The sequence below is a fragment of the Paraburkholderia sp. Cpub6 genome, from assembly GCF_014201065.1.
In the GTDB taxonomy this organism is placed as follows: domain Bacteria; phylum Pseudomonadota; class Gammaproteobacteria; order Burkholderiales; family Burkholderiaceae; genus Paraburkholderia; species Paraburkholderia tuberum.
The window spans coordinates 390,064-405,247 of the sequence record NZ_JACHDM010000003.1; the positions used below are offsets into that span (position 1 = coordinate 390,064).

The 15,184-nt window shown below is 63.6% G+C and carries 12 protein-coding genes and 1 pseudogene; 6 read left to right on the top strand and 7 right to left on the bottom strand.

Annotated elements, in window-relative coordinates:
* The first annotated feature begins 142 nt into the window (after positions 1-142).
* Positions 143-1,039 carry a LysR substrate-binding domain-containing protein gene (locus tag HDG33_RS08670; RefSeq protein ID WP_409258987.1) on the top strand — a complete coding sequence of 299 codons (897 nt, stop codon included), beginning with the start codon at positions 143-145 and terminating at the stop codon, positions 1,037-1,039.
* A gap of 16 nt (positions 1,040-1,055) precedes the next feature.
* A pseudogene (locus tag HDG33_RS08675) lies at positions 1,056-1,220 on the top strand (chemotaxis protein); the annotation flags it as partial.
* Between the two features lie 114 nt (positions 1,221-1,334).
* Here HDG33_RS08675 and HDG33_RS08680 read toward each other — a convergent pair.
* From HDG33_RS08680 to HDG33_RS08690, 3 genes are all read right to left on the bottom strand, one after another.
* Positions 1,335-2,180 carry a GNAT family N-acetyltransferase gene (locus HDG33_RS08680; RefSeq protein WP_184024059.1) on the bottom strand — a complete coding sequence of 282 codons (846 nt, stop codon included), beginning with the start codon at positions 2,178-2,180 and terminating at the stop codon, positions 1,335-1,337.
* A gap of 33 nt (positions 2,181-2,213) precedes the next feature.
* Positions 2,214-2,543, bottom strand: a complete 330-nt coding sequence (locus tag HDG33_RS08685; protein ID WP_184024062.1) for a hypothetical protein — start codon at positions 2,541-2,543, stop codon at positions 2,214-2,216.
* Between the two features lie 67 nt (positions 2,544-2,610).
* On the bottom strand, positions 2,611-3,918 hold the full coding sequence (locus HDG33_RS08690) for a tryptophan leader peptide (protein WP_184024068.1): 1,308 nt from the start codon (positions 3,916-3,918) through the stop codon (positions 2,611-2,613).
* A 414-nt stretch (positions 3,919-4,332) separates the two neighbouring features.
* On the opposite strand from HDG33_RS08690, the gene HDG33_RS08695 reads away from it, so the two are divergent.
* Together HDG33_RS08695 and HDG33_RS08700 are read left to right on the top strand one after the other, a co-directional pair.
* Complete coding sequence (locus HDG33_RS08695) at positions 4,333-4,818, top strand: adenosine-specific kinase (protein ID WP_018422486.1); 486 nt, start codon at positions 4,333-4,335, stop codon at positions 4,816-4,818.
* 51 nt (positions 4,819-4,869) lie between these two features.
* Entirely contained in the window at positions 4,870-5,772 is a 903-nt protein-coding gene (locus HDG33_RS08700) for a DUF4922 domain-containing protein (RefSeq protein ID WP_184024071.1), read from the top strand.
* Between the two features lie 42 nt (positions 5,773-5,814).
* Here HDG33_RS08700 and HDG33_RS08705 read toward each other — a convergent pair whose 3' ends face one another.
* Positions 5,815-7,467: a cyclic nucleotide-binding domain-containing thioredoxin-disulfide reductase gene (locus HDG33_RS08705; protein ID WP_184024076.1), complete on the bottom strand. Its 1,653-nt coding sequence runs from the start codon at positions 7,465-7,467 to the stop codon at positions 5,815-5,817.
* A 173-nt stretch (positions 7,468-7,640) separates the two neighbouring features.
* Here HDG33_RS08705 and HDG33_RS08710 point away from each other — a divergent pair, with 173 nt between their 5' ends.
* Positions 7,641-8,456, top strand: a complete 816-nt coding sequence (locus HDG33_RS08710; protein WP_260330367.1) for a DUF4410 domain-containing protein — start codon at positions 7,641-7,643, stop codon at positions 8,454-8,456.
* Positions 8,457-8,474: 18 nt separating this feature from the next.
* Here HDG33_RS08710 and HDG33_RS08715 read toward each other — a convergent pair whose 3' ends face one another.
* Complete coding sequence (locus HDG33_RS08715) at positions 8,475-9,698, bottom strand: YeeE/YedE family protein (protein ID WP_184024079.1); 1,224 nt, start codon at positions 9,696-9,698, stop codon at positions 8,475-8,477.
* Between the two features lie 600 nt (positions 9,699-10,298).
* Between HDG33_RS08715 and HDG33_RS08720 the strand changes: the two genes are divergently transcribed.
* On the top strand, positions 10,299-12,584 hold the full coding sequence (locus HDG33_RS08720) for a filamentous hemagglutinin N-terminal domain-containing protein (RefSeq protein ID WP_260330368.1): 2,286 nt from the start codon (positions 10,299-10,301) through the stop codon (positions 12,582-12,584).
* A 72-nt stretch (positions 12,585-12,656) separates the two neighbouring features.
* Here the strand turns inward: HDG33_RS08720 and HDG33_RS08725 are convergent, their stop codons facing one another.
* Positions 12,657-14,672: an acyl CoA:acetate/3-ketoacid CoA transferase gene (locus tag HDG33_RS08725; RefSeq protein WP_184024086.1), complete on the bottom strand. Its 2,016-nt coding sequence runs from the start codon at positions 14,670-14,672 to the stop codon at positions 12,657-12,659.
* A gap of 31 nt (positions 14,673-14,703) precedes the next feature.
* Positions 14,704-15,171 (bottom strand): CBS domain-containing protein, encoded by a 468-nt coding sequence (locus tag HDG33_RS08730; RefSeq protein ID WP_184005654.1) that lies wholly within the window; start codon positions 15,169-15,171, stop codon positions 14,704-14,706.
* Positions 15,172-15,184: the final 13 nt, after the last annotated feature.

Sequence of the window (15,184 nt, forward strand, 5' to 3'; positions counted from 1 at the left end):
CCCCGGCTTCAATGTGTTGCATAGCTTAGCCGCGAAAGAGCTTGCTAGAATTCACTTACGTTCACTACATATTTCACCAAAAGTGAGTACTGCACCCGCATCCGACTTTGAGTTCTTCATTCTCCTGGCGAAACTCAGGAGCATGTCCGGCGCCGCCCGGGCGCTCGATCTGAGTCCGCCAGCGGCGACCAAGCGGCTGGGGATCATCGAGCAGCGGCTCGGCGCGCGTCTGGTCAACCGGACCACGCGCAGCGTCAGCCTGACGCCCGAGGGCGAGACCTATCTGCGCTACGCGTCCCAGATCGTCGGGCAGGTCCGCGAGATGGAGGAGGCCATATCCGGCGCCAGACGCGATCCGCATGGGCCGTTGCGCATCAACGCGACGCTCGGTTTTGGCAGGACGACCATCGCGCCGCTCGTCTCCGACTTCGCAAAGCGCTTTCCGAATGTCGACGTTCAGTTCGAGGTGACAGACCGGCCGGTCGATCTCGTCGAAGGGGCCTTCGACATGGCGATACGGTTCGGCGAGCTACCCGACAGTCGCCTGAGCGCGAGGCGCATCATGAGCAATCGACGTTTTCTTTGCGCGTCCCCGAAATATCTGGAACGTTCTGGAACGCCCGAGCGGGTGGAGGACCTGCACCAGCATCGCTGCATCATTCATCGGCAGAACGATGACGCTTATGGCGTGTGGCGCTACATCGTGAACGACCACATCGAGGCGATCAAGGTGAAAGGCGCGCTATCGAGCAATGACGGCGACATTGCCCTTCGGTGGGCGCTCGACGGTCATGGGATTCTGATTCGCTCTGAATGGGATCTGGCCAAGTATGTACAGAGCGGGCGCCTTAAGCTGGTGCTGCCGAATACCGTGCTGCCGTCCGCGGACCTGTTCGTCTATTACCCCAGGCAGCGCAATCAGACCGCGCGGGCGCGCGCCTTCATCGACTTCCTCGTCGATCATTTTCACGCACCGTTCACACCGGTCGACGCCACCGTCGAAGTTCCGGAAAGGAAGAAGAGGGTCTCGCGAAAGTGACGTTCATGTCGCGAGGACAGCGCTCGTGAAAAACCGCCGCAAGAATGGCGACCATTACCGGGTATGCGCGAACGTCACACCGGTGATTGAAGGCGGCAAGACCGTCGGCTATCTGAGCGTTCGTACCAAGCCCTCGCGAGACGAAGTGAAGCTTGCCGAGGCGACCTACGCACAGATGCGTGAGTCGTCGCTTACGGTCGCTCGATGATCGTTCGCTTTCGGGGCGGACCGCCCGAATCGTAGTGGAGGTCTGGCGCATCACCGCCGGTTTTTTCCAGCGGCTCGATCTTTGCAGTCAACCTAGTTCGAACGAACTCACCCCGAACACGCGTTGCACGGGAATGGCCGGCGGGACGCGAGTGTACATTCGCGCCGTTTCGAACGCGCTAACCATGCCGTAGCGTTCAGCGAGCGCTACGGCGGCCGCGTTGACCTCCGGGACGTCGAACGCGATGACTTCGCCTGCGACGCTCGCGACCAGTCCGTCGAACAGATCGTTGGCGATCCGTGCGTCGTCGGCAAAGAGCGGACCGATCTTGTAGCCGGTCCCGCAACGGCGCAGCACGCCGTACCCCCTTATCTGAGCGTTGCGCACAGCCGCCAGGGCCAGCGCCTGTGGTTGCGCAATCCAGTCCGCCAGGAAGCGGGGACGGGCGGTCGAAAAACATGCGCTGTCGTAGGCAACCAGTTGCGCGAAGGGTACCTCACGCGCGTTCGTCAGGTTTGGCGTCGACGCCGCTTGCACGACGCCCTGGAAGCGGATGTTGCGATAGGCGAGCTGGAAGCCGGATTTTTTATAGTTCTGCTGCTGGGCAACGACACCATCGAGGCCGATCGTACGATCTCCCAGATAGCGCATTGCGTGCTGCCAGGTGCGCAGACCGAAACCCCTGGCGCGAAACGCCGGCTTGACGATGTAGAGGCCAATGAAACCGAAGCGCTCATCGTAGGCGACTGCCGAGATACATGCCACCGGCTCCCCGCGCCAGGTACCGACGAAAAAGCCATTGGGGTCCGCATTCCAGAAGCACCTCGCGTCGTCGAGGCCCGGATTCCACCCCTCTGCCTCAGCCCATTCGACCGCCAGATCGACCTCGCGGAACGCCATGTTGCGCACAAGGAAATCGTCACGATCATCCATGATCAAATGCATCAACGTGATTGGCTACAACGTCTACGCAGGTGTGAAGACGACAGCGCCCTGCCCGGCAACTTGCGCGAAGGTCCGAGCGAAGCGGTAGGCCTGTCCTTCAATGACCAACTGGTTGAATCCTGACCGCGTGGTCTCCAGAAGCGCGTGGACAAGCTTGTTCGGAATGGCCGCGCAGCTTGTCCAGTCCGCGTCTGGCTCGCCAGGATCACCAAGGTAGACTTCGCAATTTTCGCCTTGAGAGAGCACAAAAATCAGGCTCTTTCCTTTGTCTAGCGAAAGCTCCAGGTACTCTGAAAGCGTAGATACCGCCTCGGTCGCTACATCGAGCGGGTCGCGAGAGGAAGAGTTCATAAGTGGCCTTTGTGGGTCGGGCGTGGGTTCCAAATAGGTAACACGACATGGCACACCGGGAAGACGATCAGACCGGCAACTGGCCGGGCGCACCATCCAGAATGCGAAGCTTGTCGTCGATGTCGGGAAGCTGATGGCCAGCCGCGCGAAGCTCGTTGACAAGCCGATGCGCAGTTGCACAACACTGCGCAAGCGTCTCATGCAGTCGCGGTTCGCCCCGCAGACCGGTCACCACCTTTTCCAGCTCGGAGGGGGGCTCGCTTAGCAGGGCGGGAACCACCTCTTCTGGCGGGATCAGCGATCCGTGGCTCAAAAGCTGGGCCGTCCACTCGCATCCATACAGCAGCGTCCGTCGCTCAGCCCGTTTCGCTTCTTCCTGCTCCAGAGTCGCGAGACTGTGCCGGTTCTTGTGAATCGAAGCGCGCCAGGTCGCAAGTATGTCGGCGCGCAACGCTGCAATTGCATTGCCGAGCGACGTGCTCTGTCCGCCAACGACGAGCCGGCGTTCGTCGAGCCTGTCGACGTGGTCCCGGTATCCTTCGAGGAAGGGCTGCCAGTTCAACGGCAATTCGGTCGTCTCGGAGAACGACCGGCTAGTCTCATTGAGCTCGGTCCGGATGTCCTCGATGGCCCGAGCGTCGGCAAGCCGTGCCTCATAGACCTCGTGAGCCGTCACCATCTGGCGATGAAGGGCGAAAAGAGGATTCTTGTGGCGGCGTTGCAGGTGTCGCTCGGCGGCGCCGGGATCAGCGCTCCATCTCCAGTTGGGCAGCGATTTCGCGTCGAATTCGACCGCGTCTATCATGGGCCGGAATACCGCCAGCCCCTCTTCGGTTGCATGCTGAAAACAGTCGGCCAGTTTGAAGTCGTTGCCTTGCAGGTCGGTGCCTTCGTTCCCGGCATAAGGCGAGTCCGGTGCGAGCCGGAGGAAGGCAGTAGCGAGGAAAAACTCCATGGGTAGCTCGACGGACAGACCCTCCAGTCGGAAGGTGCGCTGTTGAGCGGAAAGGTCCTCGACAGAATGCGCGAGGCGGTTTTCGAGGTCGAGGAGCGAGTCGATCTTGTCGCCGGACGACGGTTGCATCGCGTCGGCGAGCAGGCACAAAGACTCACGCACCATTTTTGCCGCGATCGTGCCGTGCTTCTCGGCGAAAAGCCACAACCAGAGGGCAAGCTGATACCCCCGGACTCCGTTTCGCGCGAGCGTTTCGACTTCGGGCGCAAAAGTAATTCCAGGCGCGGCCCAGTTCGCAAACGGTGGCGAGTCGCTGCCCAGGTACATATCCAGAAGCTGCTTCAACGACTCATGCGTGCCGCTCGGCCAGCTTCGCGTCTCGTCGTACCGCTTCTCGGTCTTCCAAAGTTTCCAGGCCATCGTGAACCTCGCAAGAGTGTGCGGGATGCGGCTTGGTGAAGATACTTGCACACTCGGCCGGGGGCGTAAACCGGCGGTTGACCTTGTTGACCCGGAGAGGTTGCCGCGGTGCGATGGGGGTTTAAAGCGGGTCAAAACGCTATGAGGATTAATCGGCTTTTGGTCGATCAGTGCCGCCATAAGTCAGGCTTTCTCTGCCTGCTCGATCCTGGACTGGCGCGACCCGGAAGCGGTGTCCGGGCGTGTTCGAATCCCGCGGCTCGTGGTCGGTCGAGGTTTCGCTCACGCGCGGTTAGTACTAGGCTAGAAGCCGGATCGACGAAGACCGGCTGACGCGCGAACCATCCACGGTCGCGTTGGCCCGTGTTCGACGTGTTTTCATCGGCGTGTTGCCGCAATGGAGCGAGGTCCACCATGCAATTGTCCGCCGTCAAGGTCGTCAAGCCCGAAGCGACCAACTTCATTCTCGGGCAAAGCCACTTCATCAAATCTGTCGAGGATATTCACGAAGCGATGGTCGGCACGGTGCCCGGCATCAAGTTCGGTCTCGCGTTTTGCGAGGCTTCCGGCAAGCGCCTCGTGCGGCGCTCCGGCACCGACGAAAGCCTCGTCGAGATGGCATGCCAGAACGCAACCAACGTCGGCGCGGGCCATAGCTTCTTCGTGTTTCTGGGCGACGGCTTTTTCCCCGTCAACGTGCTGAACACGATCAAGGCCGTGCCGGAGGTCTGCCGCATCTTCTGCGCAACGGCGAATCCCGTCGAAGTGCTGATCGCTGAAACAGATCAGGGGCGAGGCATCGTCGGCGTGGTCGATGGTTTTTCGCCTGTCGGCACGGAAAGCGCGGAGGACATTCAATGGCGCAAGGATCTTTTGCGCACGATAGGCTACAAGCTGTAGCGGCTGCGCGTTCACCCGCTTCACGCGCGCCGCCACGCCTGCCGACATCCTATGGAACGACAACGACGCCTGATTCCGGGCACGCTGTGGCCCGCCATTGTGCGACAGACCGGACATGCGCTGAGCTGCGGCGCGCTGCGACCGATCGACACACAACAGTCCGTGATCGACAGCGGCGGCATCCGCTTTCTCGTGCGTCAGGTGTCGAGCCTGACGCGCAAGGAACAGCAACGCGAGCAAACGCGAAAGCTGCAGACGGCAAAGCACCCTCAGGCGAACCCATTTCTTCCCTATGAGCCGGATCTGTTCGTCGCCGACATCTCCGATACTCACCTCGCGTTGCTGAACAAGTTCAACGTGATCGATCATCATCTGCTGATCGTCACGCGCGAATTCGAACCGCAGGAAGCGCTGCTCGATCTTGCCGATTTCGAAGCGCTGCTCGCGTGCATGGCCGAATTCGACGGCATCGGCTTTTACAACGCCGGCACGCAGGCGGGCGCGAGCCAGCCGCACAAGCACCTGCAGATCGTGCCGCTGCCGCTCGGGGAAGCCGATCCGTCCGTGCCTGTCGAGCCCTTGCTCGGTGCGGAGAACGGCTTGCCGGATCTGCCGTTTCGGCATGCGTTCGCACGCTTTCACGCCGATGATCTGGCTCGCGCGGATGCGCCGAAGCTGGCGCTTTCACGCTATCGCACGCTGCTCGACGCGGCGGATATCGGCGTGCTCGAAATCGACCGTGCCTGCTGTCATGCGACGCCCTACAATCTGCTGGTCACGCGGCGCTGGATGTTGCTCGTGCCGAGATCGCAAGAGCGAGTCGAAGGCGTGTCGGTCAACGCGCTCGGCTTTGCGGGTTCGCTGTTCGTGCGCGATGCGGCTCAGCTGGATGTGATCGAAAGGCTCGGCCCAATGACGGTATTGGAACGCGTCGCGCTGCCTGCGAATACATAGCGGCCGCGTAACCCGACCGCACAGCAGTCTCACGCGACGAACTCAAGCTCGGTCCGACTGCAAATACCTGTGCGCGAAAGCAATCGCCATGCTGCCCTCGCCGACGGCCGAAGCAACGCGCTTCACAGGACTCAGTCTCACGTCTCCGCACGCGAACACGCCAGCCACGCTCGATTCGAGCAGGTAAGGATCGCGCTGATGCGACCAGCGTCCGGCCTTGACGACGTCATCGCCGGTCAGAACGTAGCCGCGCACATCGCGCGCGATTTCGGGCGGCAGCCACTCCGTCTGCGCATCCGCTCCGATGAAGACGAACAGACCGCCGCAGTCGTGTCGGCTCACTGCGTCGCTCGTCGAATCGCGAACGGTGATGGCGGTCAGATGCGTATCGCCATGCGCGCCGACGACTTCCGAGCGCAGCCGCACCGCGACATTCGATTTGCCCGCTAGCTGTTCGACGAGATAGCGCGACATGCCCTTTTCGAGCGAATCGCCGCGCACGACGAGCGTCACGCTGCGCGCATGATTGGCGAAGTACAACGCCGCCTGGCCGGCCGAATTGCCGCCGCCGATCAGATGGACATCGAGGCCGTGCGTCGCGCTCGCTTCGCTGCGCGCCGCGCCGTAGTAAATCCCCTTGCCGATAAAGCGGTCGAAGCCGTCGATCGCAAGCCGCCGCCACGTGACGCCCGTCGCGAGAATGATGGTTCGAGCGTGCACGGCGTCGCCGCCGTCGAGATGAATCCGCCGCGCCTGCACATCGATGCGCTCGACCGAGCGCGTCACGAGGATCTCCGCGCCGAGCCGCCGTGCCTGTTGCAGCGCGCGGCTCGCGAGTTCGTCGCCGGAAACACCATTGGGAAAGCCGAGATAATTTTCGATGCGGGAGGACGTGCCCGCCTGTCCGCCCGGCGCCTCGCGCTCCAGCACCAGCGTGCGCAGACCTTCCGACGCGCCGTATACCGCCGCAGCCAGCCCCGCGGGGCCGCCGCCGATGATCGCCGTGTCGTATCCGGCCAGACGCGGCTGCGTCTGGAGGCCGAGCAGTCCCGCAAGCTCGCGGGTCGCGGGCCGCCTCAGCACCGTACCGTCGACGAGGCGCAACGCGGGGCACTCGCCTTCCGTCGGACACGTGCCAGGCCAGCGCGCGGCCAATTCGGGCGCATCCGGCGCCAGCCAGTCGACGCTGATCTGATTGCGCGCGAGGAACTGACGCAGCAGCGTGCACGCATTGTCCCAGCGGTTGCCGACGATCGTCACACGCGCCTTCGGCGGCTCGGCGGAAAGGCTTTGCAGCCCGCCGATGCGTTCGCGCGCGAGCGCGCCCATCTTGAACGCCACGTCGGGCGACGCCGCCGCGAGCGCATAGTATTGCGGCGCGTCGACCCGCATCACGCGCGAAGGCTCGGCCGCTCGATACGCGCCCGGAAACGGTGAGCTCAGCGCGAGCGGCACTTCGCCGAAGATCGTGCCGGGCAGACGCCAGCCCAAGGTTCGCTCGATGCCGTCGAACGTCTTGATGACTTCCATCTTGCCCGACAGCACGGCATATAACGCGCGCTCGCCGCCTTCATGGACCGCGAACTCGCCCGCGCATAGATGCAGGTCGGCGCACGCGTGCACGAGGATTTCCAGTTCGCTGTCGGGGAGGGTCGAGAACAGCGGCACGGCGCGGATGTCGTCGATCGTCAGCATGGCTTGATTTTCCGTTCTGTCAGGCAGATGACGTAACGCGCGGTCCACTGGGTTTCAGCGGCGTCATGTCGGACGATTGGACTCGCGCAAACGGATATGCAGACAAGGCGCGAAGTCAGCAACCGCACCGACCCAGTATAGGATTTTCAGATCGCGATGCAGACGATCGAGCCATGGGTGCGCTTCTGAAAGACCTAAGCTGGATGAACGGCCGCGATATGAATGCCGTATTTCGTCGCTGCCATGCAACCAGTACCAGTCGATCAGCGTGGAGGTGCGCAATGGTGTTGCGATGGGTGCGAATGGTATGTCTGGCGACGTACGTGTGTGCCAGCGCGCAAGGATGTCTGGCCGCGGATTCGTCGGCAGCGCTCGCGGCTCCTGTCGCGCCGCCGGTCGTCTATGTCTCCGATTTCGATCTCGACGCCGCGAACATCGCCCCTGACAGCGGGCCAGGCCACCGCGCGCGAGGCATCCTGGGCAATCTGGTGCCTGAGGGCCCGCTGCGTCAGCAGCAGGATCCGCAGGCGCGTGCGCGAGACATGGTTGCGCTGATGGCGCAATCTCTGACGGACGATCTGAAGAAGGCCGGAGTAGACGCGCGCCGCGTCACGCCGGGTGAACCGCTGCCCCACGGCGGCTGGCAGGTGCGCGGCGTTTTTCTCAGTGTCGATGAGGGTAATCGGCTGCGTCGCGCGATGGTGGGTATGGGTGCGGGCCAAAGCCAGTTTCAGGTCGCGGTTTCCTGCGATAACCTGGCTACGCCGGAGTTACCGCCGCTCTATGAAACTGTTGAAGAGGGGGCGAGCAGGGATATGCCGGGCGCCGTGATCAAGCTCAACCCGTACGTGATCGCCGCGAAGGTCGTTCTGTCCGGCCGCGATGAAAAGACGGCGGTCAGGAAAAGCGCGGAGCAGATCGCTGACGAACTCGCGCGACGGCTTCAGACGGGTGCAAGGGAGGCCGGCAGCGCAGCCCCCGCCCGATAGGCGGCCGAAGCCGCCCGCTCAGCAGCCCGTCTGCTTGACGCGCTCGACCGCGAGGCCGAACAGCGGACGCAGCTTCGTGCCGACCACGTTGCCGAAAAATGCCGAGACGAGCCACAGCCAGCCGTGCAGGCTGCCCGACACGATGCCGCTGAAGTACGCGCCGATATTGCAGCCGTATGCGAGGCGTGCGCCGTAGCCGAGAATCAGTCCGCCGATGATTGCCGCGATCAGCGAGCGCAGCGGCAGACGCCACACCGGCGCATAGCGGCCGGCCAGCGAAGCGGCAACCATCGCGCCGATCACGATGCCGATGTCCATGACCGACTTCACGTCGTGGCTGATCGGTGCGGCAAGGGCGGCCGCGTTCGGGCCGGTGCTCCACACATGCCAGCTCGCGACGTCGACGCCCATCGCGGAGAACGCCTTCGCGCCCCACAGCGCGAACGCCGACGTGACGCCCCACGGATGGCCCGACAGCGCGAGCGTCACGAAATTGAGGATCGCGAGCACGACGCCGCCGGCGAGGAGCGGCCACGGGCCGTGCAGCCACGGCGATGCGTTCGGGGCGCGATCCACGTCGCTGACGAGACGACCGTGACGGCGCTTTTCGATCAGCACGCTCAGCGCGGCGATGGCCGCGAACACCACGAGGTTCAGCGCGATCGCCGGGCCGACGCCGAGCGTCTGCACGAGCGAGATCGGCGGCAGATGCGGCAGCGCGGACCAGAACGGCATGTGCGCGGTACCGATCACCGAGCCGATGATGAACGCGATCAGCGTGACCACCATCCGTGTGCTGCCGCCGCCGACCGTATACAGCGTGCCGGAGGCGCAGCCGCCGCCGAGCTGCATGCCGATGCCGAACATGAACGCGCCGATCAGGACCGACGTGCCGACGGGCGACACTTCGCCGACGACCGGATGACCGAATAGCGTGCCGGCGGAAAGCGCGGGGAAGAACAGCAGCACGCCGATCGCGAGCATCAGCATCTGCGCGCGCAGGCCGGCGCCGCGGCCGTCGGCGATGAACACGCGCCATGCGGACGTGAAGCCGAACGCGGCGTGATAGAGCGTGACGCCGAGCAGCGCGCCGAGGACGTACAGCGCGGCCTGTTTCACGCTGACGGTCTGCGCGAGATAGATCGCGCCGAGCACGACCAGCGCGAGCGCGACGGCGAGCGGCTTCGGATTGATGTTGACGAGACGGCGGGGCGCGCTGAACGGCGTGGAGAGATCGGACATGGTGAGCGGGGCGGGCACGCTTGTCGCGCGAGGGCGGCACGCCTATGAAACGGCGGTCGCTGCGCGGGAGGAGGGCCGCGAATAATCGTTTTTGGGAAAGCTCGCGAGTATACCGAAATGTCGCGTTGCCGCTGTTGCCCAGCAAGGTTCGCCCTGCTCGATGGCAAATCCGGGCGCGCACGGTGACGCCAGGCTGCAAGGCCCGTCGCACGGGGGCTTTACGGTGGTCGATCGCGCTTGAAACCAGTGACTTAATAACCTCCCGTAATAACGGTATTTCAAACTTGCATTGAAATCGTTATCAAGATGGAAGGCGACGGTAATCCCGTCCCGGTCGCGCAACAACATTTCGGGCCGAAATATCGACCAAATCAGCCACGGTCGTTAAGTGGCGACGGGGCGAACTGCTAATCTTCATACGCGGCGACTCACGCGTTTCCGGTCGGCTCCACGGGTCGTTGGCAGCCGTTTCGCGCGAGCGTGGAAGGGGGATGTATGAGCACTCGAAGGCCATCTCTGCTGCGGCAACGTCCATCGCAACGCCGTCATGCAAGCGTGCGAATTTCATTTGCCATCGCCATTTCGCTGACCGGACTTTCCATGACGCACGTCGCGTACGCGGCCGGTACCCTGCCGCAAGGCGGGCATTTCGTCGCCGGCTCGGGAAGCATCACTCAGAACGATGCCGGCATGAGCATCACGCAAGCGGGCTCGCGCGGCATCATCGAATGGAACAGTTTTTCGATCGGATCGTGCCGCACGGTGTCGATCAACAACGGCACGGGCGCGACACTCAATCGCGTGACGGGTAACGATGTGTCGGCGATCTACGGCACGCTGAAGGGCACCGGCAGCATCTACCTCGTCAATCCGCATGGCGTGCTCATCGGGCCAGGCGGCGTGGTGTCGACGGGAGGGCGTTTCGTCGCATCGACGCTCGACGTCCCCAACGATGTCTTTCTCAACCCGCCCGTGTTCGGTGGCTCGGCTTACACAGGCAGTTCCACGGCGGATGTAGTCAATCTCGGCAAGATCAGTTCGTCGGGTGGGGACGTGTTCCTGATATCGGCCAGCAAGGTCACGAACGCAGGGACGATCGATGCGCCGAACGGCAATGCCGAACTCGTCGCAGGCCGTCAGGTCCGGCTCTTCGACGGCAACTTTCAACAAGTCTTCGTGGAGGTGGGAAGCGGCGGCACGGTGACGAACTCAGGCACGGTACGGGCGGCGATCATCAACGTGCAGGCGGCCGACGGCAATATCTTCGCGCTCGCGGGTCATTCGGGCGCCCTGCGCGCCACCGGCACCGCGACGCGCGACGGCCACGTCTGGCTCGTCGCGAACACCACCGTCAACGGGGTCGTCGTCAACTCCGGCAACGTCGATGCGCGCGGGGCGCAAATCAGCGCGCGTAACGCGGACGGCAGCGGCGGCACGCTCGACATGTCCGGCAAGGACGTCAAGGTCGGCGGCGCGGATGTGCGGGCGAAAGCATGGAACATCACCACGGGGGACTTCACCGCGGACGTCCCGACCGCCAACACGCTCGGCGCAAGTCTGAGCAACGGCGCATCCATCTCCGTGCTCGCGAACGGCGCGGACGGCAAGCTCGGGGCGACCGGCGAGGGAGACATCGCGATCGAAGCGAGCGTGCGCTGGCACGGAGCCTCCTCCCTGACGCTCGACGCGGCGCACTCGCTGACGATCGCACCGCAGGCGACCATCGCCAATAGGGGCACAGGCTCGCTCAGGCTGTCCGCCGACACCTATGGTTTCGACAACGGTGGCAGTCTGACCAACCAGGGCACGATCGACTGGTCGCGAAGCATGGGCATCGTCAGCGGCCTGTACGACATGAACGGCAGCTACACGCCTGGCACCGTATACACCAACGTATCGTGGCACCCCGCGCCGTTTACTGGGCTCGTCACGCAGTTCACGGCCTATCAGCTCGTGAACTCCATGACGGACCTGAGCGCAGTGAATAACAACCTCTCCGGCAACTATGCGTTGGGCAGCAGGGGGCTGGAATTCGCGGGTGCGCCGGAGTTCGGAGGCATCGGCACCGCCGCGAATCCGTTCACCGGTCAGTTCGACGGCATGGGGCATCTCCCCGCGGATCTGCGTCTCTCAAGCGCGGCCGATACCGGACTCTTCGGCGTGATCGGTAAGAGCGGCGTCGTGCGCAATTTCACGCTCGCGGACGGCACCGCGACGTCCTCGGGAGGAACGGTCGGCTTGCTGGCCGGCATCAACTACGGATACATGGTGAACGTCGGCGCAACGGGCGCCATCGGTGCCCCGGGCAACACGAGCACAGTGGCCGGCGGTCTGGTCGGCGAGAACTTTGGGCGCATCGAGCGCTCGTGGGCGGGCGTGAACATCAACGGCGCGGGCCAGATCGGTGGGCTCGTCGGCCTGAACGACGGTCGCATCGATCAGTCTTTCGCGATCGGCCGCGCAACAGCCGGTGCGCAAAGCACGGTCGGCGGACTCGTCGGCACCAACCATGGCGCCATCACCCGATCGTATGCATACGAATTCCTGAACGGCGGCGCGACTATCGGTGGATTTGTCGGCATCAATACGGGCTTCATCCGCGAGTCGTATGCCGCGTCCAGGCTCACGGCGGGCGCGAACTCGACGACGGGCGGTATCGCGGGCACGAACAGCGGCCGGATCGCGGCGAACGTGTTCTGGAACAGCCAATCGTCAGGGGCGGCGGCGGGTGTCGGTTCGGGCACGGCGGTGGCCAGTTCGAGCGGACTCACGGACACCCAGTTGCTCGAGCCGGCGAGCTTCGGTCCGACGTGGGATTTCAGCGCGAACGGCACGTGGGTCGCGGGATATCCGGGGCCTCAGTTGCGCTGGCTGGCAGGGCACTGACAACGAGGGTCCGACAGAACCCGGCGCGGGCGCACTCGGCCTTCGGTGCCGCGATCACGATGCAAGCCGGATTCAGCGGTTTGACGACTGTTCGCGCAGGTAGGCCTGCGCTTCCGCCTCCGTCTCATAGACATAAGGTGACAGCCCGCGCCGCGTAAGGGCGCCACCCAGCTTGGCGCGCATGAAAGCGCTGGTAGTAAAGCGTGTTACGCCGAGATAGTAGCGCTGCACCATATCCTCGACCATTTCGACGTACGCGTCCTCCAGCGCGGGGTCCAACACGAAACCCTCGTAGTTCACCACTGCATAAACCTTGTGGTCCAGTGGTTCGCAGACGCGGCATACCTGAGTCCGGATCGCCGCGATGTCGTCGGGACGCTTCACCTCGAGGCGCGCGAAATTGAGAAACATGATGTTCTTGTCGTCGTCGTAGATGAAGCGCGCTTCCAGCGGCAGTCGCAAAACATTCGAACGCAGGCCCATCGGTTCAGGCAGGAAAATCCGCTCGTCCATCTGCGTCGGCGAACGCAGGATCGGTGCGAAGTCCATCCTGGCCAGAATATCGCGCTCCAGATCGACGCCCGGTGCAATCTCGATGAGTTCCATGCCCTCGGCGCCCAGCTCGAACACGCAACGCTCGGTGATGTAGAGGACCGGCTTGCCCATTGCCGCCGCATACGGGCCAGAGAACGTGCGATGCTCGACTTCCTCGATGAATTTCCTGGCCGTGCCGTCACGGTGGATCCGCAGCTTGCCGTCGACGACTGCAATCTGGCTGTGGCCCGCCATGAAAGTGCCGACGAACACGACTTTCCTGGCATTCTGGCTAATGTTGATGAAGCCTCCGGCGCCGGGCAGGCGCGGCCCGAATCTCGACACATTGAGGTTTCCCATGCGATCGGCCTGGGCGAGGCCAAGAAAGGCGACGTCGAGCCCGCCGCCGTCATAGAAATCGAACTGGGCGGGCTGATCGATGATCGCCTGCGCATTGGCCGCCGCGCCGAAGTTCAAGCCTCCCGCAGGAATGCCGCCGATGACGCCGGGCTCGGTGGTCAGCGTCATCAGGTCGAGGATCCTTTCCTCGTTGGCGACGCTGGCGATGCCTTCGGGCATCCCGATCCCGAGATTCACCACGCTGTTTGGCTGGAGTTCCATTGCCGCGCGTCGCGCGACCACCTTGCGCTCACTCATCGGCATCGGCGCCACACTGCTCGCGGGGACCCGGATTTCGCCGGCGTACGCCGGACTGTATGGTGTGGCAAAGGTCTGCTGGTGGTTCTCGGGCGGCGCCAGCACGACGCAATCGACCAGCACGCCGGGGATCTTGACCTGTCGCGGATTGAGCGAGCCGCTTTCGGCGATGCGCTCCACCTGGACGATCACGAGGCCGCGGCAGTTGTGCGCGGCCATGGCGATCGCGAGAGCCTCCAGTGTCAGGGCTTCGCGCTCCATCGTCACATTGCCTTCCGGGTCGGCAGTGGTGCCGCGCACGATCGCGACGTTGATCGGGAAGGCCTTGTAGAACAGATATTCCTCGTCGCCGATCCGCATCAACTCGACCAGATTCTCGGTGGTGCGCTCGTTCAGTTTGCCACCACCGAAGCGCGGATCGACGAAGGTGCCGAGGCCGACCCGGGAGAGATGGCCTGGCTTTCCGGCCGCAATGTCGCGAAACAGGTGGCTGATCACGCCCTGCGGCAGGTTATACGCCTCGATCTGGTTATCCACCGCAAGCTGCTGTAGCTTCGGCACGAGGCCCCAGTGTCCGCCGATGACGCGCTTGACGAGTCCCGGCGTCGCCAGGTGGTTCAGTCCGCGTTCCTTGCCGTCTCCCTGGCCGGCCGCATAGACTAGCGTGAGGTTGGCGGGCTTTGGGAGGGTGACTAACGTATCCTCGTCATGCGCCGTACAGAGTTCCTCGATGGCAATGGCGATGTCTTCGGCGAAGCCGATGCCGACGAAGCCACCCGTCGCGACCGTATCGCCGTTGCGGATCAGGCGCACGGCATCGCGCGCCGACGTCACTTTGCCGGACGAGCGGGAAAGGATGGCCGGTGAAAGCGCCCCCGCGGTTGATTGCGTGCTCACGTTTCACCTCGCCTGATTCGAGCGCGACTGGCTAATAGGCGCCACCGGTATCAATGGTCAGATGGAGCATGTCGTCCTCGAGAATCCTGATGAAATGCTCGTCCTCCTGCAGGAGTTCCTCCAGCACGTCACTGTCGGAAAGCACGCCGATGACGCGCCCGGATTCGATCACAGGCAGGTGCCGGATCCGCCGGGTATGCATCGACGCGAGGCATTGATCGCAGGTATGCTCGGGCGTCACATAAAGCACCTGGGTGGTCATGATGTCGCCAACCCTGGTGTTCGCGGCGTTGCGGCCAAGCACCTCGACCTTGCGGGCGTAGTCGCGCTGAGACAGCACGCCAACCAGATTGCTGCCCTGCAGCACCAGCACCGTCGTCACGTCCTTGTCGGCCATCAACTGCAACGCGTTCAGCACCGTGTCGTCGGGGCCCACTGAGATAACCTCCCGAGGGTTCCCGGACAGAATTTGCCGCGCTGTCTTCCTCTCCTTTTTCATGACCGCCTCCAGA

Coding starts and splice junctions, on each gene's coding strand:
- HDG33_RS08670 (WP_409258987.1), top strand. CDS start 143: ATGTCCGGCGCCGCCCGGGCGCTCGATCTGAGTCCGCCAGCGGCGACC.
- HDG33_RS08680 (WP_184024059.1), bottom strand. CDS start 2,180: ATGGATGATCGTGACGATTTCCTTGTGCGCAACATGGCGTTCCGCGAG.
- HDG33_RS08685 (WP_184024062.1), bottom strand. CDS start 2,543: ATGAACTCTTCCTCTCGCGACCCGCTCGATGTAGCGACCGAGGCGGTA.
- HDG33_RS08690 (WP_184024068.1), bottom strand. CDS start 3,918: ATGGCCTGGAAACTTTGGAAGACCGAGAAGCGGTACGACGAGACGCGA.
- HDG33_RS08695 (WP_018422486.1), top strand. CDS start 4,333: ATGCAATTGTCCGCCGTCAAGGTCGTCAAGCCCGAAGCGACCAACTTC.
- HDG33_RS08700 (WP_184024071.1), top strand. CDS start 4,870: ATGGAACGACAACGACGCCTGATTCCGGGCACGCTGTGGCCCGCCATT.
- HDG33_RS08705 (WP_184024076.1), bottom strand. CDS start 7,467: ATGCTGACGATCGACGACATCCGCGCCGTGCCGCTGTTCTCGACCCTC.
- HDG33_RS08710 (WP_260330367.1), top strand. CDS start 7,641: ATGGGTGCGCTTCTGAAAGACCTAAGCTGGATGAACGGCCGCGATATG.
- HDG33_RS08715 (WP_184024079.1), bottom strand. CDS start 9,698: ATGTCCGATCTCTCCACGCCGTTCAGCGCGCCCCGCCGTCTCGTCAAC.
- HDG33_RS08720 (WP_260330368.1), top strand. CDS start 10,299: ATGACGCACGTCGCGTACGCGGCCGGTACCCTGCCGCAAGGCGGGCAT.
- HDG33_RS08730 (WP_184005654.1), bottom strand. CDS start 15,171: ATGAAAAAGGAGAGGAAGACAGCGCGGCAAATTCTGTCCGGGAACCCT.